Origin of the sequence: Hamadaea tsunoensis DSM 44101 (genome assembly GCF_000428945.1) — a bacterium.
Lineage (GTDB): Bacteria > Actinomycetota > Actinomycetes > Mycobacteriales > Micromonosporaceae > Hamadaea > Hamadaea tsunoensis.
In genome coordinates, this window is record NZ_KE386823.1 from 69,725 (window position 1) to 89,900 (window position 20,176).

Sequence of the window (20,176 nt, forward strand, 5' to 3'; positions counted from 1 at the left end):
AGTGCCACACGCTGGTTGGTCACGCCCGCGAAACTCGCCACCGCGTTCTGCCCCGCGACCGTCGTCGTCATCGTCAGCGACGTGCCGGGGACGAGCGTGGAGGTCGCGTCCGCGGGCACGTCGGTCATCTGCACCGTCAGCGCGCCGACCTGGCTCGTCTGCGGGTCGAGGAGCACCGTGTAGGTGCCGTCGGCCGGCAGCACCTTCGTGTCGATCCAGCACGACGTACCGCAGGCGGTGCTCGACACCAGAGCCGTGCCGTCCGGCTTCTTCACCGTGATGTACGCGTACGACGACGAGCCGAACGTGCCGGCCGAGAACTGGAAGGCGCGCCGCTGGCCGGTCGTGCCGGTGAAGGTCGCCGTCGCGTTCTGCCCGGGCACGGTGGTGGCGAGGGTCAGCGGCGTACCGGCGGCGAGCGGCGCGGCCGGATCCGCCGGCAGGTCGTAGACGGTCACGGCGACCTGCCCGACCGCCGTCCCCTGCGGATCGACGAGGATCTGGTACGTCCCGTCGAGCGGCATCACGTAGGGCTCCAGGAACAGCCCGGCGGTGGCGAACCCGGTCGGCGCGATCGCGGCGACCCCGTCGGGCCGGTAGAGGGCCACCCGCGCGTTGCTCGTCGACGAGCCGAAGGTGCTGGTGGCGAGCTTGACGCTGATCCGGTGGCCGGCGGCGCCGGGCACGGTCAGCAGCGAGATCCGGCCCGAGGTGCCGACCACCGCGGTCGCGGCCGTGCCGAAGACGGCCCGCTGATAGGTCTCCACGTCGGCCGGCGTGAAGCCGGTCGGCGGGATGTACACATCGGACGCCGAGGTCGCCGAGCCAGCCGGGCTCTGCACCGTCACCGGCCCGGAGGTCACGCCGGCCGGCACGGTCGCGGTCAGCGCAGTGGCCGTCGCCGAGGTCACCGTCAGCGCGGTTCCGTTGAGCCGCACCACGTTCTCGCTCGCGGTCGCCGAGAACCCGTGCCCGGTGACGGAGATCGTCCCGGTCGCCGCGGTCACCGGCGGCACCACCGCGTCGATCCCCACCGGATCATCGGCCGCGGCCGGCGCGGTCACCAGCAGGCCGGCGACCAGGGCTCCCGCGGCCGAAGCGGAAAGCACACGCATCCACGTACGCGTCATCGCGCATCCTCCCCCGTGAGAATTGAGGAAGAATGTATCGGGGCACTCCGATATAGGCAATGGTCGACTTGTCTGCCCGCAGGCCAACCCCGGCGATCTTGCGCGAACGTCCCGAATTCCGCGACATTTGCGAGAAACGCCCGGACATTCGCGCAAGATCGCCGAAAAGCGGGGTAGAGATCCCCGAAACCGGGCGGATCGCACGACCCGGACCGTCGGTGCATGACCGGTAGGTGTGGATCATCCATGACCGCATGGGGGACGGCGGGAAACGAGGCCCGGCGCTACGGTGTCTGACACCCCAGGTGATCCCCGGCACCTGTACTGGAGGAATTTCTCGTGTCACCCCACCGTGCACTATTGGTCGCCGTGGCGCTGACCGGCGTGCTCACCGCCGTGTCCGCGTCCGGCTGCGCTTCGGTAGATCAGGCGGCGAACGTGTCCGCCACCGCCAGCCCGGAGCCGTCCCCGCTGCAGGCCGGCGACGCCTGCCCGGACGACGCCGCGGCCGGCAAACAGGTCCACTTCGAGGGCAAGATGGGCGACGACCTGCGCGGCGTCGAACTCGGCTCCGGCGAGGTGGGCATCGTCCTGGCCCACGAGGACGACGGCAGCGTCTGCGAATGGCTGCCGTTCGGCAAGGAACTGGCGGACAAGGGCTACCGCGTACTGACCTTCGACTTCGTGGGCAACTCCAACGGCGTCTCGCGCGGACCGGACACCAACCAGGTCAACCAGGTGGTGGCCGCGGCCGCGTTCCTGCGCCAGGAGGGAGCGACCTCGATCGTCCTGCTCGGGGCCTCGATGGGCGCCACCGCCGTGCTCGACTCCACGCTGAGCATGGCCCCGGCACCGACCGCGATCGTGGCGCTCTCCCCGCCCGCCCGGTTCGACGGGCTCGACGCCATCGACGGCGCGCGGTCGATCCGCGTACCGCTGCTGGTGGTCGTGGCCGAGCGGGATCAGATCCGCTTCCCGGACATCCCGGACACCGCCCAGGCGGTCTACAACGCCGCGCCGACGCGGAACAAGAAGCTCATCGTCGTCGACGGCCTCGAACACGGGCACAACCTCGTGACCAAGGGCTTCGGCCCGGAGGCGACCCGCCAGCAGGTGTTCTCCTGGCTGTCGACGAACGCGCACGCCCGCTGACCCGCCGAACTTCCCGAGGATCCGTACTCCCTGAAGAACCGCCGTACTCCCTTAAGATCAACGGCATGACGACGCTTGGTGCCGTGTTCGTGCCCGGCTTCCCGCCCGAGCGGCTGCGCCCGGTGGTCCAGGCCGCCGAGGAGGCCGGTCTGGAAGAGCTGTGGCTCTGGGAGGACTGCTTTCTGGAGAGCGGCATCGCGCCCGCGGCGGCGGCCCTGGCCTGGACGAGCAATCTGCGCGTCGGGGTCGGGCTGCTGCCGGTGCCGCTGCGCAACGTCGCCATCGCCGCGATGGAACTGTCCACTCTGGAGCGCATGTTCCCCGGCCGGCTCACCACGGCCGTCGGGCACGGCGTACAGGAATGGATGGGCCAGGTCGGCGCGCGCGTCGAGTCGCCGGTCACCCTGCTGCGCGAGTACCTCGACGCGCTGCGCGCGCTGCTGCGCGGCGAGGAGGTCAGCCGCGAGGGCCGCTACGTCACGCTCGACAAGGTCAAGCTCGACTGGCCGCCGGCGAGCGCGCCGCCGATCCTCGCGGGCGCCGTGGGCCCCCGCTCCATGCGCCTGGTGGGCGAGGCCGCCGACGGCGTCGTCCTGACCGCGGGCACCTCCCCCGAGGGAGTACGCGCAGCCCTGCGCACGGTCGCCGAGGGCCGCTCGGGCGCCGGGCGGGCCGCCGGCGGGCCGGTCGTGGTCTACCTGCACTGCGCGATCGGTGCGAACGTGCCCGAGCGGCTGGAGGCCGAACGCGTGCGTTGGGGCTACGACACCATGGACGGGCTGGCCGTCACCGGCACGGCCGAGCAGATCGCCGCCGGGATCGCGCAGTGGGCGGAGGCCGGCGCGGACGCGGTCATCCTGCAGCCGACCCCCGACGACCCGGACCTCGAGGGCTTCGTACGCTTCATCGCCCAGGAGGTCCGGCCGCTCGTGCCGTAACTTTCCCGCCGCTCGGGACTTCCTGCGTTACGGCAGGGCGCTCTCCACCGCGGCGATCAGTTCGGGCGCCTCGGGAGTCACCCCGGGCCGCAGCCGGGCGGCGACCCGTCCGTCCGGCGCGACCACGAACTTCTCGAAGTTCCACTGGATGTCACCGGCTTCGCCCTCGGCGTCCGGCGTCGCGGTCAGGATCTCGTAGAGCGGGTGCCGGTCCGCTCCGTTCACCTCGACCTTCTCCAGGATCGGGAAGGTCACACCGTAGTTGACCTGGCAGAACTCCTCGATCTCGGTGGCCGTGCCGGGCTCCTGGGCGCCGAACTGGTTGCACGGCACGCCCAGCACCACCAGCCCCCGGTCCGCGTACGCCTCCGACAGTTTCTGCAGCCCGGCGTACTGGGGAGTGAGCCCGCAGCGCGAGGCCACGTTGACGATCAGCAAGGCCTTGCCCTGGTACTGGGCCAGGTCGGCCGGGGCGCCCTGCAGCGTGCTGATCTGCACATCGTGAACGGTCATGCGGTAGAAACTACCCCTTCGGCCCAGGCTCCTTACTGGGAAAGGGCTTTCCCGGCCGGCCGGTTCGGTGCCAAGCTTCGGGACGTGAGGTTCAGCACCACGTTCCGCCCTTCGCCCCTCCGGTCGGAGACCAACCGATCGGCGACGTTCCGATCGACGGCGGCCCTGATCATCCTGTCCGCCGCCACCTTCACCTACGTCACCACCGAGGTCATGCCGATCGGCGTACTGACCCTGATCGCCAAGGATCTCCACCGCAGCGAGAGCGACATCGGCTTCGTCGTCACCGCGTACGCGGCCGTCGTCCTCGTCGCCTCGCTGCCGCTGACCAAGCTGACGGCGCGCGTACCGCGGCGGGTGGTGCTGACCTCGACCCTCGGCGTCTTCGCGGTGGCCACCCTCGCGGCGGCCCTGGCCCCGACCTACGACCTGCTGCTCGCGGCCCGGCTGCTCACCGCGCTGACGCAGGGGCTGTTCTGGGCGGTCGTCGGCCCGGCCGCCGCCGGACTCTTCGCACCCGAGCTGAGCGGCCGCACGGTGGCCCGCCTCGCCCTCGGCACGTCCCTCGCCCCCGTCCTCGGCATCCCTTTCGGCACCTGGCTCGGCCAGCTCGCCGGCTGGCGCGTCCCGTTCCTCGTCATGGCCGTGGTGAACGGCCTGACCTGCGTACTGGTCACGGTCCTGGTTCCCCGTACGCCCCGCGAGACCGGCGACGACGCCCGCGGCACGGCACCGGACCGGCGGCTGTTCGTGCTGCTGCTGATCGGCGTACTGCTGGTGGTGACCGGCTTCCAGACGGTCTGGACCTACGTCACGCCCTACCTGCTCGACGTCAGCGGCTTCGCCGACGGCTCCCTGGCCACCCTCCTGCTGGTCGGCGGCGTCTGCGGGGTCGTCGGCACCTCCATCGCCGGCCGGTACTCCGACCGCCACCCCTGGCCCTCCCTGATCATCCCGATGGGCCTGGTCGCGGTCGCGCTCACCATCCTGTTCGCCTTCGGCCAGGTGGAGGCCGCGGCCGTCGGCGCCCTCGCCCTCAACGGCTTCGGCTTCAGCGGATTCGCCGCCTCCCTGCAGGGCACGATCCTGCGCATCGCCCCGATGACCGTCGACATGGGAATGGCGGCCGTCGGCTCCATCTTCAACGCCGGCATCGCGGGCGGGGCGTACCTCGGCGGCCTCCTCCTCGACGGGCCCGGCGTCCGCAGCGTCGCCTTCGCAGGCGCGGTCCTCTGCGCCCTCAGCTTCGCCGTCCTGGCCATCGGCACCCGCACGACCCGGACGGCCGCACAGCCGTCCGCCCCGAAATCCGAAGAGATCGTCGCCGCCTGACCAACATCAGACCACCGTCCATCAGACCGCCATCGCCCCCGATATCGGACACTCGCGACAAAGTTCGAACCAGCCGAGGCGAACCGGCGCGCTTGATCCCAGAGCACTCGACGATCTTGCAATACCCGGCATCTTGCATTCGCAGACCAGCCTTGATCATGTCGCGCGGATATGTCGAGATCCGGCCGCCGCAACATATACGCGCGACATGATCAGCGCCCGGCGATCAACTTCGACATATACGCGCGACACGATCAAGGCGGGTTTCCGCATATCGGACAGTCGCGACAAAGTCCGGGCTGATCTCGACGGCGACGGGCGCCGGCTACCGAAGTACACCCGACACCATGATCATGTAACGCCATTCCGGCAGCGGCGTGGACCTAGCCTTGATCATGTAACGCCATATCGGCGGGAGAGCGCTTCCTTGCCGAAACAGCGCTACATGATCAAGGAGCTCGCAGCGATCATGCCGGATACGAGGGCATACTCACCCCGATTTTGTCCCGACTGTCCGATATGGACGTCAATGTGAGGGGTGAAACGGTGACCGGCGACGGCGACGGATGCCTCGCCCCACTCAGGTGGCAGTGGAGGCCCCCCGGGCCGGAACGGTCTCCCGCGCGAGGAGCGGAGGTGAGATCGACGAACCCGGGAAATAAAGATCTTGAAGAATTTGATCTTGATCCCCCTACAGCCAGCCTTTGCGTTTGAAGGTGACGTAGAGCAGCGCGGACAGCGCCAGCGTGACCGCCGTCGACGTCCAGAAGCCGATGTGCTGGCCGAAGCCGGGGTACGGCACGTTCTGGCCGTAGAAGCCGGTGACCGCCGTCGGGACCGCGATGATCGCCGCCCAGCTCGTCACCTGCTTCATGATCACGTTGAGGCGGTTGGAGCGGGCGTTGAGGTGGGTCTCGAAGACCGTCGTCACCATTTCGCGGAGGGAGTCGAGCCACTCGGTGACGCGCAGCGTGTGGTCGTAGACGTCCTGGAAGTACGGCTGCAGCTCGGGGTTGATCGAGGCGAGGTCCCGGCGCTGGAGGGCCAGGACGGCCTCGCGCATGGGTAGGGCGACCCGGCGCATGCGGACGAGGGATTTGCGCAGCTCGAACGTACGCTTCTGCATCTCCTTGTCGGCCGGGCGGTCCTCGAAGAGCATCTCCTCCAGGTGTTCGAGCTCGTCGTCGAGCAACTCGGCGACGCTGAGCTGGGTGTCGACCACGTAGTCGAGCAGGCCGTGGACGAGGTAGCCGACGCCGTACCGGCTGAGTTCGGGCTCGGCGTCCCAGCGGCGTACGACCTCGTCCATGTCGAAGATGTCGTCGTCGTCGCCGTGTGCGTCGGTACGCACGGTGACGAGGGCGTTGGGCACGATGAACGCGGAGACCTCGGCGAGCCGCATCCGCCCCGTACGCGAGTCCAGCGCCGTCGAGTACGCCGACAGGAACAGGTGGGAGGCGTACCGGTCGAGTTTGGGACGCTCGTGCACCTGCAGCGCGTCCTCGACGGCCAGCTTGTGGATGCCGAGTTCCTCGCTGATGGCGTTCACGTCGTCGGTGTGCGAGGCGAGCATGTCCAGCCAGACGAGGCAGCCCGGCTGCTGGAGATGGTCGGAGATCTCGGCGACCGGGAAGTTCTCCTTCACCAGTTCGCCGTCCTTGTACAGGCGCGTACGCCCCATGGTCTCCTACCTTCCGGCCGCGCGGGCCTCCGTCATGCCCCGGTTGGCGAGGGCGTCGGCCAGTTCATTACCCGGATCGCCGGCGTGACCCTTCACCCAGATCCACTCGATCTCGTGCTCGGCGGCGGCGGTGTCGAGGCGGCGCCACAGGTCGTCGTTCTTGACCGGCTTCTTGTCGGCCGTACGCCAGCCATTGCGCTTCCAGCCCGCAAGCCACGAGGTGATGCCGTTGCGCACGTACGAGCTGTCCGTGTGCAGGCGGACGGAAACGTTGCGGGACAGGGATTCCAGCGCCTGGATGGCGGCCATCAGCTCCATCCGGTTGTTGGTCGTGAGCCCGCCGTCGCCGCCCCAGATCTCCTTGACGTGGTCGCCCCAGCGCAGCACCGCGCCCCAGCCGCCGGGGCCGGGGTTGCCGCTGCACGCGCCGTCCGTGTAGATCTCCACGACCTGCTCTGTCATGCCCGCGAACCTACCGGATACGCCCGGGTGGCCGGCACCTTGACACGGCAGATACTAAGCGCGCATACTATTTTCATGACACGGACGCATGCCAAGACACAGACGATCGCCACTGCGCAGATCAGCAGCGACCTTCCGGCCGAGGCCTTCTTCGAGCGCTGGGCCGACATGGCCACCTGGCAGGAGTGGAACACCGACACCGAGTGGGTCCGCCTCGACGGCCCGTTCCAGACCGGGGCCACCGGGGTCCTGAAGCCGAAGGGCGGCCCGAAGACGAAGTTCGTCGTCGCGGCCCTGGAGCCCGGCCGGGAGTTCACCGACGTCTCCCTGCTCGCCGGGGCGAAACTGACCTTCCGCCACCTCGTGGACCGGGCGGCCGACGGGCGTACCACGGTGGCCGTCACGGTCTCCCTCGGCGGCCCCCTGGCCTTCTTCTGGAACACCGTGCTCGGCAAGGGCATCAAGAACGGCATCGCCGCCGACCTGACCCACCTCGAAGCGGCGGCCCGCGCGAAGTTCCGGGCTGCGGCATGAAGAGCTATGACATGAAGAACGGTGACATGAAGAACGGTGACATGAAGAGCGGTGGCGGCATGAGGTACTGGCTCGGCGTGGTCTGCCGCGACCACGTGCAGCTCGGAACCGCCCGCGGCATCGCCCAGCTCGGGCACGGCAAGCGCGACGGCCTCGCCCGGCTGTCGGCCGGCGACTGGCTCGTCTACTACTCGCCCCGGACCAGCCTGCGCGGCGGCGAGCCGCTCCAGGCCTTCACCGCCCTGGGCGAACTGCCCGACGACGACATCTGGCAGGCGCACGAGGGCGACTTCCACCCGTGGCGGCGCCGCGTCGCGTACCGTGAGGACACTGTGGAGACGCCGATCCGATCCCTCGCCCTCGACCTGACCGCCGGTCCGAACTGGGGCTACCAGCTGCGGCGGGGCCTGATCACGCTGACCGAGCACGACTTCGCGACGATCAGCGCCGCGATGGCCGGGACCACGCCTGCGGTGCCGGCCGCCGTACCGGCCTCGGTCGGGGCGCGATGACCGGCCTGGCCACCGAGTTCGACACGGCCGACGAGAGCACCGGCCTGTTGCTGTGGCAGGTCACCAACCGGTGGCAGGCCGCGCAACGGGCGGCGCTCAAGCCGCTCGGCCTCACCCACGTGCAGTTCGTCCTGCTGGCGGCGCTGACCTACCTCGGCGAGAGCGGCACCGTCACCCAGAAGGCGCTGGCCGACATGGCCGCCACCGACCCCATGATGACCTCCCAGGTCCTGCGGACGCTGGAGAGCCGCGGCCTGGTACACCGCCCGCCGCACCCCCAGGACCGCCGGGCCCGGGCCCTCGCCGTCACCGACGAGGGCCGCGACCTGGCCAACCGGGCCGTCGTCGCCGCCGAGGCATGCGATCAGGCGTTCTTCGCGGCGCTCGGGGACGACCGGGCCGGGTTCACGTCCGCGCTCCTCGCCCTGCGCTCCTGAACAGACGCTGCTCCTGAACAGACGCTGCTCCTGAACAGACGCTGCTCCTGAGAGGACACGCCCCGCCTCCCGCGCGGCATCCACCGGCTCCACTATCGTCACGCGGATGGAACGCGTACTCGGCATCGGTGGATTCTTCTTCCGCTCACGAAACCCTCAGGCGCTGGCCGAGTGGTACGAGCAGGCTCTCGGCATCAACGGCATGGCCTGGGAGCAGGAGGCCGGCCCCACGGTCTTCATGCCCTTCCCCGAAGACACCGACTACTTCGGGTCCGAGCGGCAGCAGGCCATGCTCAACTTCCGCGTACGCGACCTCGACGCCATGCTGGCCCAGCTGCGGGCGGCCGGGGCGGTGGTGTCGGACGAGATCTCCGAGGCGGATTTCGGCCGCTTCGGCCACGCGACCGACCCCGACGGCAACCGGTTCGAGCTGTGGGAGCCGCGCGCCTGAGCTATCCGTCGCGCCTGAACTATCCGTGCAGGGTCGCTCCTTTGAGGACCTTGTCGACGGCGTTGCGCGGCCCCTCCACCACGAGGCCGACAAGGTCCAGGTCCGCGGTGCGTACGCGCTGCACCGCGGCCCGGTTGTCCTCGTCGTTCCCGGTCGCGAACAGGTCGGCGGTGAAGACGCCCATCGGCAGCTCCCGTTCCAGCGCCCGGCCGTGCGCCGTCCTCAGCAGCACGGCGTCGCCCTGGAACACGAGCACGGGCTGGCGGAACATCGGCAGGTAGACCCGGCCGTCCGCGTCGGCGTACTCCTTCCCGATCAGGTCGGGCCGGCGGGCGGCGAGGCCGCTGACGAGAAAGGCGGTCACGTTCAGCCGCTGCCAGCCGGCCAGGTCGTCGCGGAGCAGGACGGCGATCTTGTTCTCGAACCTCATGGCCCCAGCGTGCCCGCGAACTGCCGGCCGGGTCTTGTACGTTTCATCCCGGGAGGAGGTCTACCCGTGGAGGAAGTCACGGCCTGGCGGCCGGCGGTGCCCGGCATCGCCGAGGTCTTCCACGCCCAGTTCGTGGGGCACGCGTACCCGATGCACGTCCACGAGCACTGGACGGTGCTCATCGTCGACGACGGCGCCATCCGCTACGGGCTCGACCGCGCCGAGCGCGGCGCCACCGGCGGCACGGTCACCCTCCTGCCGCCGCACGTCCCGCACGACGGCCGCGCCGCGACCCACACCGGCTTCCGCAAGCGCGTGCTCTACCTCGACGCAGCCACGCTCGGTGAGCACCTCGTCGGCGCCGCGGTCGACGCCCCCACGCTGCCCGACCCGCTCCTGCGGCACCGCCTCCACCAGCTCCATGATCTTCTGAGTACGCGTACGCGAGAAGAACTCGAAGCCGAAACGCGGCTCGCGTTCATCACCGAGCGGCTGAGCGGGCACCTGAAGGCACGCCCGGCCGACCCGCCGGACCGGCCCGGGCGGCTCGCGGACGAGTTCCGGGCGCTCCTCGACGCGTACACGAGAGAGAATCTGACCTTGAAAGACGCGGCGCTGCGGCTGAACGCGCGCCCGGCGCAACTGGTCAGGGCGTTCCGGCGGGAGTTCGGGCTGCCGCCGCACGCCTACCTGACCGGGCGCCGCGTGGCGCTCGCGCGCGACCTGCTGCTGGCGGGCGGGCGACCGGCGGACGTGGCGCTCGCCGCGGGATTCTTCGACCAGGCCCACCTGAACAGGCACTTCACCCGTCACGTCGGCACGACACCGGCCCGGTACGCGCGCCTGTCCCGATGATGTTGCGGGCGGTAGTCAGGATGGTCGCATGGCCGACGATCTCTTCCTGCGTCTCGTGCCGATCCTGAACGTCGCGGACCTCGACACCGAGCGGCGCTTCTACGAGCTGCTCGGCCTGCGGGTGACCTACGAGGGCCCGGAGTACCCCGGGTTCCTGGCCATGGGCGACGAGCGCGCGGTGGAGTTCGGCATCCAGTCCGCCCCCGGTACGCTCGACGGCCTGACCTGGCAGTTCCAGGTGTCCGACGTGGACGAGATGCGCCGCCGCCTGGACTCGGCCGGCATCGCCTACGAGTCGCGTACGCACTCCCCCGCGCCCGGCTGGCGGTATCGCACACTTTCGCTACGCTCGCCTAACGGCTACCGGGTGCTGCTGGAGGGCACGAACGAATGGACCTGACCGAAGCATGGACCTGACGGATCTCGACTCGACCCTGACCGTCGTCTGCGGACTGATGATCGTCGTCGGGGTCTTCGGCGTGGTCGTCCCGATGCTCCCCGGCCTGCTGCTGTGCTGGGGCGCCGTGCTGCTCTGGGCCATCCTCTCCGACGCGGGCTGGGGCCGCTGGGTCGTGCTCGCGGTGGCCACCCTCATCGGCGGCGTCGGCGTCGCGGCCAAGTACGCCTGGCCCGGGCACCGGCTCAAGCAGAGCGGCGTACCGAACCTGACGCTGTTCCTCGCCGGGGTGCTCGGCATCGTCGGCTTCTTCGTCGTGCCGGTCGTCGGCCTGCCGCTCGGCTTCGTGCTCGGCATCTTCGGGGTGGAATGGGCCCGGCAGCGGGGCGCGGGACCGGCGTGGCGCTCGACGAAGAAGGCGCTCGGCGCGGTAGGGCTGTCGATGCTCATCGAGCTGGGAGCGGCCCTGCTCATCGGCGTCACCTGGGTCGTCGGGCTGATTTCCACATGAGAGGTTCGGCCACCTAAGGGTTCGGGCTCGGGGTGTGATGCGGGGCTCGCCCGGATGCGGCTAGGACCGTCCCCTCACGATGATCTACGACATGAAGTCCACCGTGATCCTCGCGCCCCTCGCCCTCGCGCTCTACGGCGTGCTCCGCCTCGTCGGCAAGGCCGACGGCGCCTACGGTCCCGGCTGGGACTGGCAGGCCGCGCACCTGGCCGCGCTCGCCGGCGTCCTGCTGTTCATCCCCGCCGTCCTGTGGCTCGGCCGGCAGCTGCCGCGCGGGGCGTGGCGTACGTCGGCGGTCGTGGTGAGCCTGGTCGGCCTCGTCTGCGCCATCGTCCAGTTCGGCGCGGACATGGTCACCGCCGCGCTGTCGGCGGACCACGCCGAGATGTCCCAGCGGCAGGGCGACTTCGGCGACCTGCCCGGCGTGAACCTCGCCGTGTACGCGGTCGGCCCGCAGCTGTTCTACATCGGACTGATCGTCCTGACGGTCCTGCTCGCGGTGCACCGCCGGCTGCCCTGGTGGAGCGTCGCGCTGCTGGTCGTCGGGGTCGCGGTGGCGCCGGTGTCGCTGAACCTGCTCCCGGTCATGGGAGTCCTGCTGGCGGTCGCCCTGATGCCGGCCCTCCGCCCGCTCCCCACCCCCGCCCCCACCGCCTGACGCCCGCCCCCGCTCTTCTCGACGCCCCGCCGTTCTCGACGCCCCCCGCTCTTCTCGACGATCTTGCGCGAATGTCCGGGCTTTCTCCGCGAAGCGGACGAAATTCGGGGCATTCGCGCAAGATCGTTGGGATTCTCGGCGCAGCGGCGGGGGCAGCGGGGCGGCGGATGGGGCCGCGGGAGCGGGGCGGGCGGGGGTCAGAGGAGGTCGCGGAAGAGGGCGGGGTCGATGTTGCCGCCGGACAGGACCGCCACCGTCCGACCCGGCGGCAGCGCGCCGGTCGCGTACGCGGCCATGGTCAGGGCACCGCTCGGCTCGACGACCAGCCGGGCGCCCCGGGCGAGGACGCCGACCGCCGACCGGATCGCCTCCTCCGGCACGGTGACGATGTCATCCACATAGGACTGGATGTGCGCGAACGTCAGCTCGGACGGGTGCGTGCGTACGCCGTCCGCGACCGTGCGGTAGGTCTGCTCGACCGGCCACGTGGTCAGGTTCCCGGTACGCAGGCTCTCGGCCGTCTCCCCGGCCAGTTCCGGTTCGACGCCGACGACGCGTACGCCCGGACGCAGCGCCTTGACCGCGAGGGCGACGCCGGAGATCAGCCCGCCGCCGCCCACGGGCACGGCGACGACCTCGACCTCAGGCAGGTCGGCCAGGATCTCCAGGGCGATGGTCCCCTGCCCGGCGATGACGTCCGGGTGGTCGAACGGCGGTATCAGGGCCGCACCGTGCTCCGCCGCGAGTTCGGCCGCCCGGCCGGGACGCTCCGGCGGCGGCACGAGCACGATCTCGGCACCGAGGTCGCGCATGGCGTCGACCTTCACCTGCGGCGCGCCTTCCGGTACGACGACCCAGCACGGCACCTTCGCTTCGCGGGCCGCGTACGCCAGCGCCTGACCGTGGTTGCCGGACGAATGCGTGACGACCCCCGCCGCCCGCGCCCGCTCGGGAAGCTTCCGGACGGCGTTCACCGCGCCCCGAATCTTGAAAGCACCGGTGGGCTGCAAGGTTTCCGGCTTCAACCAGAGCCCCTCCCCCAAGGCCGGAGTACGCACGAGCGGCGTACGCACGGCCACCCCTTCGATCCTGCGCGCGGCTTCCTGCACGTCCGCCAAGGTCACGAGATCCACTCCAGCAGCGTACAAGAAATGGCGTTGTCGGATCCCCGTCGCTCGTCCTATCTTGATCCTGCGTCATCGAACGGATCCCGGAAAGGCAGGCACAGACGTGAAGCGACTATTGACCAGCGAGCCCTGTGCCGGAGCCGGCCGGGCTCGGGAGGATGCCCGACACTAGGGCGTACGACTTCCCCGCCGCCGATGGACGCCACGTTCCACAGGCGGTTTCTTTTTCTCTGAAATAACTCTCTACTGTGGATTTACTCAGCTGCCCGGAACGAGGGAGACGGCAACCCGTGCGCTTTGGGAGCGCGAGACACCCCGTTCGACTCGGGGGTTCCGGACCGCGGCGCCCGCGGGCCGACGCCAGCGCGGCGGCGGCCGGTCGGGGGTGGGCGTCGTGCGATACGCCGTGACGGGCGCGAGTCCGTCACGGCACCGCCAGGACGACGCACAGGTGTGCAGCGCTGTCTTGCAGACAGCGCGGGCGCGGTTCGATACCGCGGTCGTCCACCAGCCCAGCCGGCCCAGCCGGCCTCGTCATTTCAGCCGGCTCAGTCCGCTCAGCCGGCTCAGCTCGCCGTGTCCGGACCGCCGGTCCGCGGGATGCGGCGCAGCCAGCAGGCGGCCGTCGCGCGTACGGTGTGGGGCACGTCCGGGCGGTCGCGGATGTCGGCGAGCAGGCCGCCGTGGTGCTCGGTGCCGATGCCGAAGGTGATCCCGTGCAGGACGGAACCGTTGGTGGTGGCCGGATTCTGCTGCCAGGCGGCGACCTGGACGGTGAGGATCTGGCGCCAGGTCTGCTCCGGGAAACGCCCGCCGCAGAACGGCGTCGCCCACGCCGCCGCCTGGCGTACCGTCTCGCTGGCGCCGCGCTGGGTGAGCAGGTCGTGGATCAGCGGCCGATGGGTGTCCACCCCCAGCAGCGTGAGTACGCGCAGCGCGGTGGCCAGCGGATACGTGCCGCGCTGGCGGACGAGATCGACCCGGACCTCGTCGAGGAGGATCTGGGTGAACGGGATCCGGTAGGGCGTGGCCCCGATGAGCATCGCCGCGGCGAAGCTGCGGTCCGGGTCCGGCAGGAACAGCGCCTCCTCGACCAGGACGGCCAGCATCACGTCGACGCCGCCGGTGTGCGGAGCGAGCCGGCTGTGCACGGCGGCCGCGATCCGGGCGCTGGTCGTCTGGGCTGTGGCCAGCCCGGCCAGGCGGCGGCTGGTCCAGACGTGGTGGGCCAGCGAGGCGGCGGGCAGCCGGCGGGAGACGGCACCCGCGTAACTCGGCTGCCGGGCGAGCCGCCGGCCCGCCTCGACGGCGAGGGCGAGATCGCCCGTGCTGGTCGCCGGATCGTTCATCAGCGCGGCGAGGGACGCCATCAGCCGGACGGACTCCTGATCGTCGAAGTGCAGCCGGCCGGCCTTGTACACGGCGGCCTGCAGTGCGCCCTCCAGCGCCCGCTCCCCCGCCGGGTTCTCCAGCTGCCGCAGCACGTACTGGTTGGCGACCCGGTCCCGGGCATCGCCCAGCAGCGACAGCGGCTCGACGATCAGCAGCGACGTGGGATCGTCGGCGTGCGCGATGCAGCGGGCCACCGCGTGCGGTCCCGCGGCGGGATGGCGGATCAGCCGGCTCATCGCGGTCTGCCGCTGCAGCCACTCGACGCCGACCGCCTCGACCATCTCGTCGAGGAGCCGGTCGGCGACCTCGTGCCAGAGCCGCGGCGGGTACAGCTCCAGTTCGGGACGCCCGGCGACGATCTCGGCCAGCGCGCTCCAGTCCGCCCCGGTCAGCGCGTCCGCCGCCGTGACCCGGTCCAGCAGGTGGTACAGCCGGTCCCGATCGTGATCGTGGCCGGTGTCCTGCCGCGTACGCAGCGATGCGCCGTCGGCCGCCGAATGCATCATCGCGTCGGCGACCGCCACCAGCGACTCCGGCGCCAGCCCGAGCAGGCCCTCGTATCGGCGTACCGCGCCCCGGGCCGGCAGCAGCTCGCCGGTCTCCCAGCGGGTGATCTGCGACGGCGCGAGCGAAACGCTCGTCCGGGTGGGAAAAGCACGCGCGAACGTACGGCCCGAGTGCAGCGCCTCGTCCGGGCCGTGCATCCGGTTCACCCGCAACAACCAGCCGACGTGGCGGGTCGCGGTCGCCATGCTCACGACGACAGAGTGCGCCATCCATCGATCTCCGGTCAACGCCGTAACGGTCCGGAACGACCGGCCCCCCGTTCGCGGATTCGTTACAGGGTTCGTTGCAGGGGAAGACACTTACGCAACGGCCGCCGAACGCCCGGCCGAGGTGGCACAGACTGCGTACGGGCGCACCGGGGGCTTGCCCACGGCCCGGGTATCGGGGCGGCGGAGGGTCGCGTGCGGCTCCGGCGAACGGGGGTAGCCGGCACCGTCGGGGATGTGCGACGACCGCCGCCCCATCCGTAAGATCAAGATCTTTTTAGTCACCGTTTCCCCCTTCACCCCAGCCTTTGTCCCGACTGTCCGACTTGCACCCGAGATGGTCGACGATCTTGCGCGAATGCCTCGAATTTCGTCCGGTGCACCCGGAATGCCCGGACATTCCTGCAAGATCGTCGACCAAGATGAAGATCGGGGCCACCGTCCAACCCTGGCCGACCCTGGCCGATTCTGACTTTGTCGCGACTGTCCGATATGGGTGCTGGGGCGGCGGTCGGCGGGGTGATCGTTTACGGCTGTGGTGTGGAAACGGCCACCCGATGCATGATCGTTTACGGTTCTCGAGCGCGCTGACCGGCTTCCGCTACACCTGACGCGTAGACGATCGTGCAGTTCGAGCCGAAACTACGCCTCAGCCGTAAACGATCACGAAACAGGAGCCGGTGTCCGCATGGCGGAAGATCGTTCCCGCATCCCGGGCCGCCGGGGATGACTGGACCGCTTGGACATGATCCACCGCGGCTGAGATGTAAGAACATATCCCTCGCCCATGATCCATAGCGGTGGAGATGCAGGAAATCGGCCTATAGCTACATCTCAGCCGTAATGGATCGAGAGCACAGGCCCCGAAACTACATCGGAACCGCGAACGATCATCGCCGGACCCGACGGCCGAGCTACAGATCGGACAGTCGCGACAAAGGCCGGTGCGAAGGGTGAAACAGCGACCGAACGACGGTGAAAGATGCGTCGCCCCACTCAGGTGGCAGTGGAGGCGCCCCGCGCCGGAACGGTCTCCCGCGCGAGGAGCGGAGGTGAGATCGACGAACCCGGGACATGAATTTGATCTTGAATATGGCCTTAGAGATCGGACATCCGAGCAAGATCCCTCAGCCACGCGTCTGCCGATGAGTCCGACGGCGCCCGCCAGTCGCCGCGCGGTGACAGCGAGCCGCCGTGCGAGACCTTGGGGCCGTTGGGCAGGGCGGACCGCTTGAACTGCGCGAACCCGAAGAAGCGGCGGCAGAAGTAGTCGAGCCAGTGCCGGATCTCCGCCAGCGTGTACGCCTTCCGCTTCGCGGCCGGGAAGTTGGTAGGCCACGCCCCCGCTTCGGCGTCCCGCCAGGCGTGCCAGGCGAGGAAGGCGATCTTCGTCGGACGGAAGCCGTAGCGCAGGGTGTAGAAGAGGGTGAAGTCGTGCAGCGAGTAGGGGCCGATCTTCGACTCGGTGGACTGCATCTCCTCGCCGGGGACGAGTTCGGGGCTGATCTCGGTGTCGAGGATGGCCTCCAGGGTCGCGCTCGTCTCGGCGTCGAACTGGCCGATGCTGACGACCCAGCGGATGAGGTGCTGGATGAGCGTCTTCGGTACGCCCGCGTTGACGTTGTAGTGGCTCATCTGGTCGCCGACGCCGTACGTGCACCAGCCGAGGGCCAGTTCGGACAGGTCGCCGGTGCCGAGCACGATGCCGCCGCGCTGGTTGGCGAGCCGGAACAGGTAGTCGTAGCGCAGGCCGGCCTGGACGTTCTCGAAGGTGACGTCGTAGACGGGCTCGCCGTCGGCGAACGGGTGGCCCATCTCGGCGAGCATCAGGCGGGCCGTCGGGGTGATGTCGAGTTCGGCGGCGGTGACGCCCAGGGCGGCCATCAGCTTGTGCGCGTTGTCCCTGGTGTGGTCGCTGGTCGCGAAGCCGGGCATGGTGAACGCCAGGATGTCGCTGCGCGGCCGGCCCGCCCGGTCCATCGCGCGCGCCGCGACGATGAGGGCGTGGGTCGAGTCCAGGCCGCCGGAGACGCCGATGACGACCTTCGGGCCGCCGATCGCGCCGAGCCGCTGCTGCAGGCCCGCGACCTGGATGTTGTACGCCTCATAGCAGTCCTGGGCGAGCCGGGCGGGATCGGCGGGCACGAACGGGAAGCGTTCGACACGGCGGCGCAGGCCGAGGTCGGTGGCGGGCGGGTCGAGCCGGAACCGCACCTCGCGATAGCCGTCCGTACGCGCCGCGTGCGCCCGCCGGTTCTCGTCGAACGTGCCCATCCGGGCGCGGTCCTGGCGCAGCAGGTCGAGGTCGACGTCGGCGATCGCGTACTGGTCCTCGGCGGGGAAGCGCTCGGTCTCGGCGAGCAGCACGCCGCTCTCGTAGATCATCGTCTGGCCGTCCCAGGACAGGTCGGTCGTCGACTCCCCCGCACCGGCCGCCGCGAACACGTACGCGGCCAGGCACCGCGCCGACGCCGACCGGCACAGCAGCCGCCGGTCCTCGGCCCGCCCGACGGTGATCGGGCTGCCCGAGAGGTTGGCGAGCACGGTCGCCCCCGCGAGGGCCGCCTCCGTGCTCGGCGGGATCGGCACCCACATGTCCTCGCAGATCTCGGCGTACAGCACGAGGCCGGGGACGTCGTCGGCGGCGAAGAGCAGGTCGACGCCGAACGGGACCTGCGTACCCGCGATCGTGATCGTTCCGCCGCGCTCGTCCGGGCCGGCCGCCAGCTGCCGCGGCTCGTAGAACTCCCGGTAGTTCGGCAGGTACGACTTCGGTGCGACGCCCAGGATCCGGCCGCGGTGCACGACGACGGCACAGTTGTAGACGCGGTTGCGGTGCCGCAGCGGCGCGCCGATCACCAACACCGTCAGCAGATCGGCGGAGCCGGCGACGACGGTGGCGAGGGCCGCCGCCACGTCGTCGAGCACGGCGTCCTGCAGGAGAAGATCCTCGATGGAGTACCCGCACAAGCCCAGCTCAGGGAAGACGGCCACGGCCACGCCCTCGCCGGAACAATGGCGCGCCTGCCGGAGGACGGTCTCCGCGTTGACGGCCGGGTCGGCGACGGCGGTGTGGCCGGTGACGGCGGCCACACGAGCGAATCCGTGCTGGTAGATCGAACGGAAGTTCACGGCACCATCATGTCAGATCGCACGGTCCGGGTCGTAGTCAAGATCCTTAGCAAAGATCCTTTTTGAAGATCAATTTCATGTCCCAGGTTCGTCGATCTCACCTCCGCTCCTCGCGCGGGAGACCGTTCCGGCGCGGGGCGCCTCCACTGCCAGGTGAGTGGGGCGACGCATCCTTCGCCGCGGCCTGGTCACGGTTTCACCCTTCACCCCGACCTTTGTCGCGACTGTCCGATATGGGCGGTGCATCGTTGGCCGGTGAGGGGCGACCGCTCGCAGCTTTTCGGGCCGCCACAGCGCTCGGATGGTCACAGCTTCGGGCCGGCGCAGCTCTCGGACAGCCACGGCTTTCGGGCAGTCACAGTTTCAGACAGTCGCGACAAAGGCCGGGGGAGACCTCGCCGGCGGCGTATCTGCTCCGGGAGCACGTCCGACACCTTGATCGTGTAGCGCCATTCCGGCAATGGGAGCGGTCCAGCCTTGATCATGTAACGCCATATCGGCGGGAGAGCGCTTCCTTGCCGGAATAGCGCTACATGATCAAGGAAATGGTCGCGATCATGCCGGTCCGCGGGCTTGCCGGCCCGGACTTTGTCCCGACTGTCCGATACAGCGTCGCCTCGCCGGCAGCCCGGTCCGCGATATGAGAACGATCTTCCATCAGGTGAACGGGGATCACCGATTTCTTGATCGTTGACGAATGAGGTGTGATTCCGGCCTGATCTGCATGATCAATGACGGGTCAGGTGCAGCCATGAGCGGTCAACGCGCTCCAGAACCGTCATCGATCATGCAACTGGCGGCCGTATTCACACCTCAGCCGTCAACGATCGCCCCGCCGGCCCGACTCTCGCTTCGCCGACCATGATCATGTCGCACGCATATGTCGAAGTTGATCGCCGAGCCCTGATCATGTAGCGCAAATATGTTGTTGCGGGCGGATTTCGACAGATATGCGTTACATGATCAAGGCCGGTGCACGAAGACCGCGGCCCACGCATCCTCAAGCGCTACCCATATCGGACAGTCGAGACAAAGACCCGAGGCGGAAGGCCAGCAGGTTCCGCTATAACGGAATTCCGCTATAGTGGAACGCGTGGACACCCAAGCCATCGGTGAACGGCTGCGCGCCCTGCGGCGGGCCCGGCACCTGACTCTCGAACAGCTCGCGGCCGCCTCCGGGGTGAGCCGCAGCATGCTGTCCGATGTGGAGCGCGGCGGGCGTACGCCGACCGTGCTCACGCTCGACCGCATCGCGACCGGCCTCGGCACGAGCATCGCCCGCCTCCTGCAGGACCAGCACCAGGACGGCCGGCGGCAGGACGGCCAGCAGCAAGACGGCCAGCAGCAAGACGGCCGGCAACAGGACGGCCGGCACGGTCAGCCGGTCGTGCTGCGCCACGCCGATCAGCAGGTCGCCCGCGACCCGGCCGGGTGGGAGCGCCGCATCCTCAGCCCGGTCCTGCCGGGTGTCGAGTTCGAGTTCATGCGTACGACGATCGGCGGCGGGGTCGACGCGGGCGAGTTCGCGCCGCACGCGGCCGGGTCCCGGGAGTACGTGGCCGTCGAGGCGGGCACTCTGCGGCTCACCCTGGACGGCGAGCCCGTCGACCTGCGGGCGGGCGACAGCGCCTACTTCGCCGGCGACCGCCGGCACGGCTTCGCCAATCCGGGAGCCGAGGACTGCGTCTACTACCTGGCGATGGACGTCGACGGCCACAGGAGCGAAGGATGAACCCCTACGAGGTCGCCCGGACGATCG

20 protein-coding genes are annotated in these 20,176 nt (G+C 69.8%); 12 read left to right on the top strand and 8 right to left on the bottom strand.

What is annotated here, in order from left to right; translation table 11 throughout:
* A partial coding sequence (locus G401_RS52130) for an IPT/TIG domain-containing protein (protein ID WP_034594852.1) occupies positions 1-1,130 on the bottom strand: 1,130 nt, incomplete at its 3' end.
* A 339-nt stretch (positions 1,131-1,469) separates the two neighbouring features.
* Between G401_RS52130 and G401_RS54000 the strand changes: the two genes are divergently transcribed.
* The gene (locus G401_RS54000; protein ID WP_157546845.1) at positions 1,470-2,282 is read left to right on the top strand and encodes an alpha/beta hydrolase; all 813 of its coding nucleotides are present in this window, start codon (positions 1,470-1,472) and stop codon (positions 2,280-2,282) included.
* Positions 2,283-2,347: 65 nt separating this feature from the next.
* Entirely contained in the window at positions 2,348-3,220 is an 873-nt protein-coding gene (locus tag G401_RS0142275; RefSeq protein WP_027347259.1) for an LLM class flavin-dependent oxidoreductase, read from the top strand.
* A 27-nt stretch (positions 3,221-3,247) separates the two neighbouring features.
* On the opposite strand, the gene G401_RS0142280 is transcribed toward G401_RS0142275, so the two are convergent.
* The gene (locus tag G401_RS0142280; RefSeq protein ID WP_027347260.1) at positions 3,248-3,733 is read right to left on the bottom strand and encodes a glutathione peroxidase; all 486 of its coding nucleotides are present in this window, start codon (positions 3,731-3,733) and stop codon (positions 3,248-3,250) included.
* 84 nt (positions 3,734-3,817) lie between these two features.
* Between G401_RS0142280 and G401_RS52140 the strand changes: the two genes are divergently transcribed.
* Positions 3,818-5,065 carry an MFS transporter gene (locus tag G401_RS52140; RefSeq protein WP_084558198.1) on the top strand — a complete coding sequence of 416 codons (1,248 nt, stop codon included), beginning with the start codon at positions 3,818-3,820 and terminating at the stop codon, positions 5,063-5,065.
* A gap of 691 nt (positions 5,066-5,756) precedes the next feature.
* Here the strand turns inward: G401_RS52140 and G401_RS0142290 are convergent.
* Both G401_RS0142290 and rnhA read right to left on the bottom strand, forming a co-directional pair.
* A complete protein-coding gene (locus G401_RS0142290) occupies positions 5,757-6,746 on the bottom strand; it encodes a magnesium transporter CorA family protein (RefSeq protein WP_027347261.1) in 990 nt (329 codons plus the stop codon).
* Between the two features lie 6 nt (positions 6,747-6,752).
* Positions 6,753-7,208 (bottom strand): ribonuclease HI, encoded by a 456-nt coding sequence (gene rnhA / locus G401_RS0142295; RefSeq protein ID WP_027347262.1) that lies wholly within the window; start codon positions 7,206-7,208, stop codon positions 6,753-6,755.
* Between the two features lie 75 nt (positions 7,209-7,283).
* Here rnhA and G401_RS0142300 point away from each other — a divergent pair, with 75 nt between their 5' ends.
* The 4 genes from G401_RS0142300 (at position 7,284) to G401_RS0142315 (ending at position 9,142) form a co-directional block, all read left to right on the top strand.
* Complete coding sequence (locus G401_RS0142300) at positions 7,284-7,742, top strand: SRPBCC family protein (protein ID WP_034594855.1); 459 nt, start codon at positions 7,284-7,286, stop codon at positions 7,740-7,742.
* 26 nt (positions 7,743-7,768) lie between these two features.
* On the top strand, positions 7,769-8,254 hold the full coding sequence (locus G401_RS52145) for an EVE domain-containing protein (RefSeq protein ID WP_245602099.1): 486 nt from the start codon (positions 7,769-7,771) through the stop codon (positions 8,252-8,254).
* Positions 8,251-8,691 (top strand): MarR family winged helix-turn-helix transcriptional regulator, encoded by a 441-nt coding sequence (locus G401_RS0142310; RefSeq protein WP_027347264.1) that lies wholly within the window; start codon positions 8,251-8,253, stop codon positions 8,689-8,691. Before G401_RS52145 ends, G401_RS0142310 begins: the two co-directional genes overlap by 4 nt.
* A gap of 106 nt (positions 8,692-8,797) precedes the next feature.
* A complete protein-coding gene (locus tag G401_RS0142315) occupies positions 8,798-9,142 on the top strand; it encodes a VOC family protein (protein WP_027347265.1) in 345 nt (114 codons plus the stop codon).
* Positions 9,143-9,161: 19 nt separating this feature from the next.
* On the opposite strand, the gene G401_RS0142320 is transcribed toward G401_RS0142315, so the two are convergent.
* The gene (locus G401_RS0142320; protein ID WP_027347266.1) at positions 9,162-9,572 is read right to left on the bottom strand and encodes a DUF2000 domain-containing protein; all 411 of its coding nucleotides are present in this window, start codon (positions 9,570-9,572) and stop codon (positions 9,162-9,164) included.
* 66 nt (positions 9,573-9,638) lie between these two features.
* On the opposite strand from G401_RS0142320, the gene G401_RS0142325 reads away from it, so the two are divergent.
* The 4 genes from G401_RS0142325 to G401_RS0142340 all read left to right on the top strand — a co-directional run bounded on the left by G401_RS0142325 (position 9,639) and on the right by G401_RS0142340 (position 11,993).
* The gene (locus tag G401_RS0142325; protein WP_027347267.1) at positions 9,639-10,427 is read left to right on the top strand and encodes a helix-turn-helix transcriptional regulator; all 789 of its coding nucleotides are present in this window, start codon (positions 9,639-9,641) and stop codon (positions 10,425-10,427) included.
* A 28-nt stretch (positions 10,428-10,455) separates the two neighbouring features.
* Entirely contained in the window at positions 10,456-10,827 is a 372-nt protein-coding gene (locus G401_RS0142330; protein ID WP_027347268.1) for a VOC family protein, read from the top strand.
* Positions 10,828-10,834: 7 nt separating this feature from the next.
* Positions 10,835-11,335, top strand: coding sequence for a DUF456 domain-containing protein (locus tag G401_RS0142335; protein ID WP_027347269.1), 501 nt, complete (start codon positions 10,835-10,837; stop codon positions 11,333-11,335).
* A 91-nt stretch (positions 11,336-11,426) separates the two neighbouring features.
* Positions 11,427-11,993, top strand: coding sequence for a hypothetical protein (locus tag G401_RS0142340; protein ID WP_157546846.1), 567 nt, complete (start codon positions 11,427-11,429; stop codon positions 11,991-11,993).
* A 197-nt stretch (positions 11,994-12,190) separates the two neighbouring features.
* On the opposite strand, the gene G401_RS0142345 is transcribed toward G401_RS0142340, so the two are convergent.
* The 3 genes from G401_RS0142345 to G401_RS0142355 form a co-directional block, all read right to left on the bottom strand.
* Positions 12,191-13,126, bottom strand: coding sequence for a threonine ammonia-lyase (locus tag G401_RS0142345; protein WP_027347271.1), 936 nt, complete (start codon positions 13,124-13,126; stop codon positions 12,191-12,193).
* Positions 13,127-13,686: 560 nt separating this feature from the next.
* Positions 13,687-15,270, bottom strand: coding sequence for a hypothetical protein (locus tag G401_RS0142350; RefSeq protein ID WP_157546848.1), 1,584 nt, complete (start codon positions 15,268-15,270; stop codon positions 13,687-13,689).
* A 1,113-nt stretch (positions 15,271-16,383) separates the two neighbouring features.
* Positions 16,384-18,417 carry an NAD(+) synthase gene (locus G401_RS0142355; RefSeq protein ID WP_027347273.1) on the bottom strand — a complete coding sequence of 678 codons (2,034 nt, stop codon included), beginning with the start codon at positions 18,415-18,417 and terminating at the stop codon, positions 16,384-16,386.
* A gap of 1,093 nt (positions 18,418-19,510) precedes the next feature.
* Between G401_RS0142355 and G401_RS0142365 the strand changes: the two genes are divergently transcribed.
* Positions 19,511-20,149, top strand: a complete 639-nt coding sequence (locus G401_RS0142365) for a helix-turn-helix domain-containing protein (RefSeq protein ID WP_027347274.1) — start codon at positions 19,511-19,513, stop codon at positions 20,147-20,149.
* The last annotated feature ends 27 nt before the right edge of the window (positions 20,150-20,176 follow it).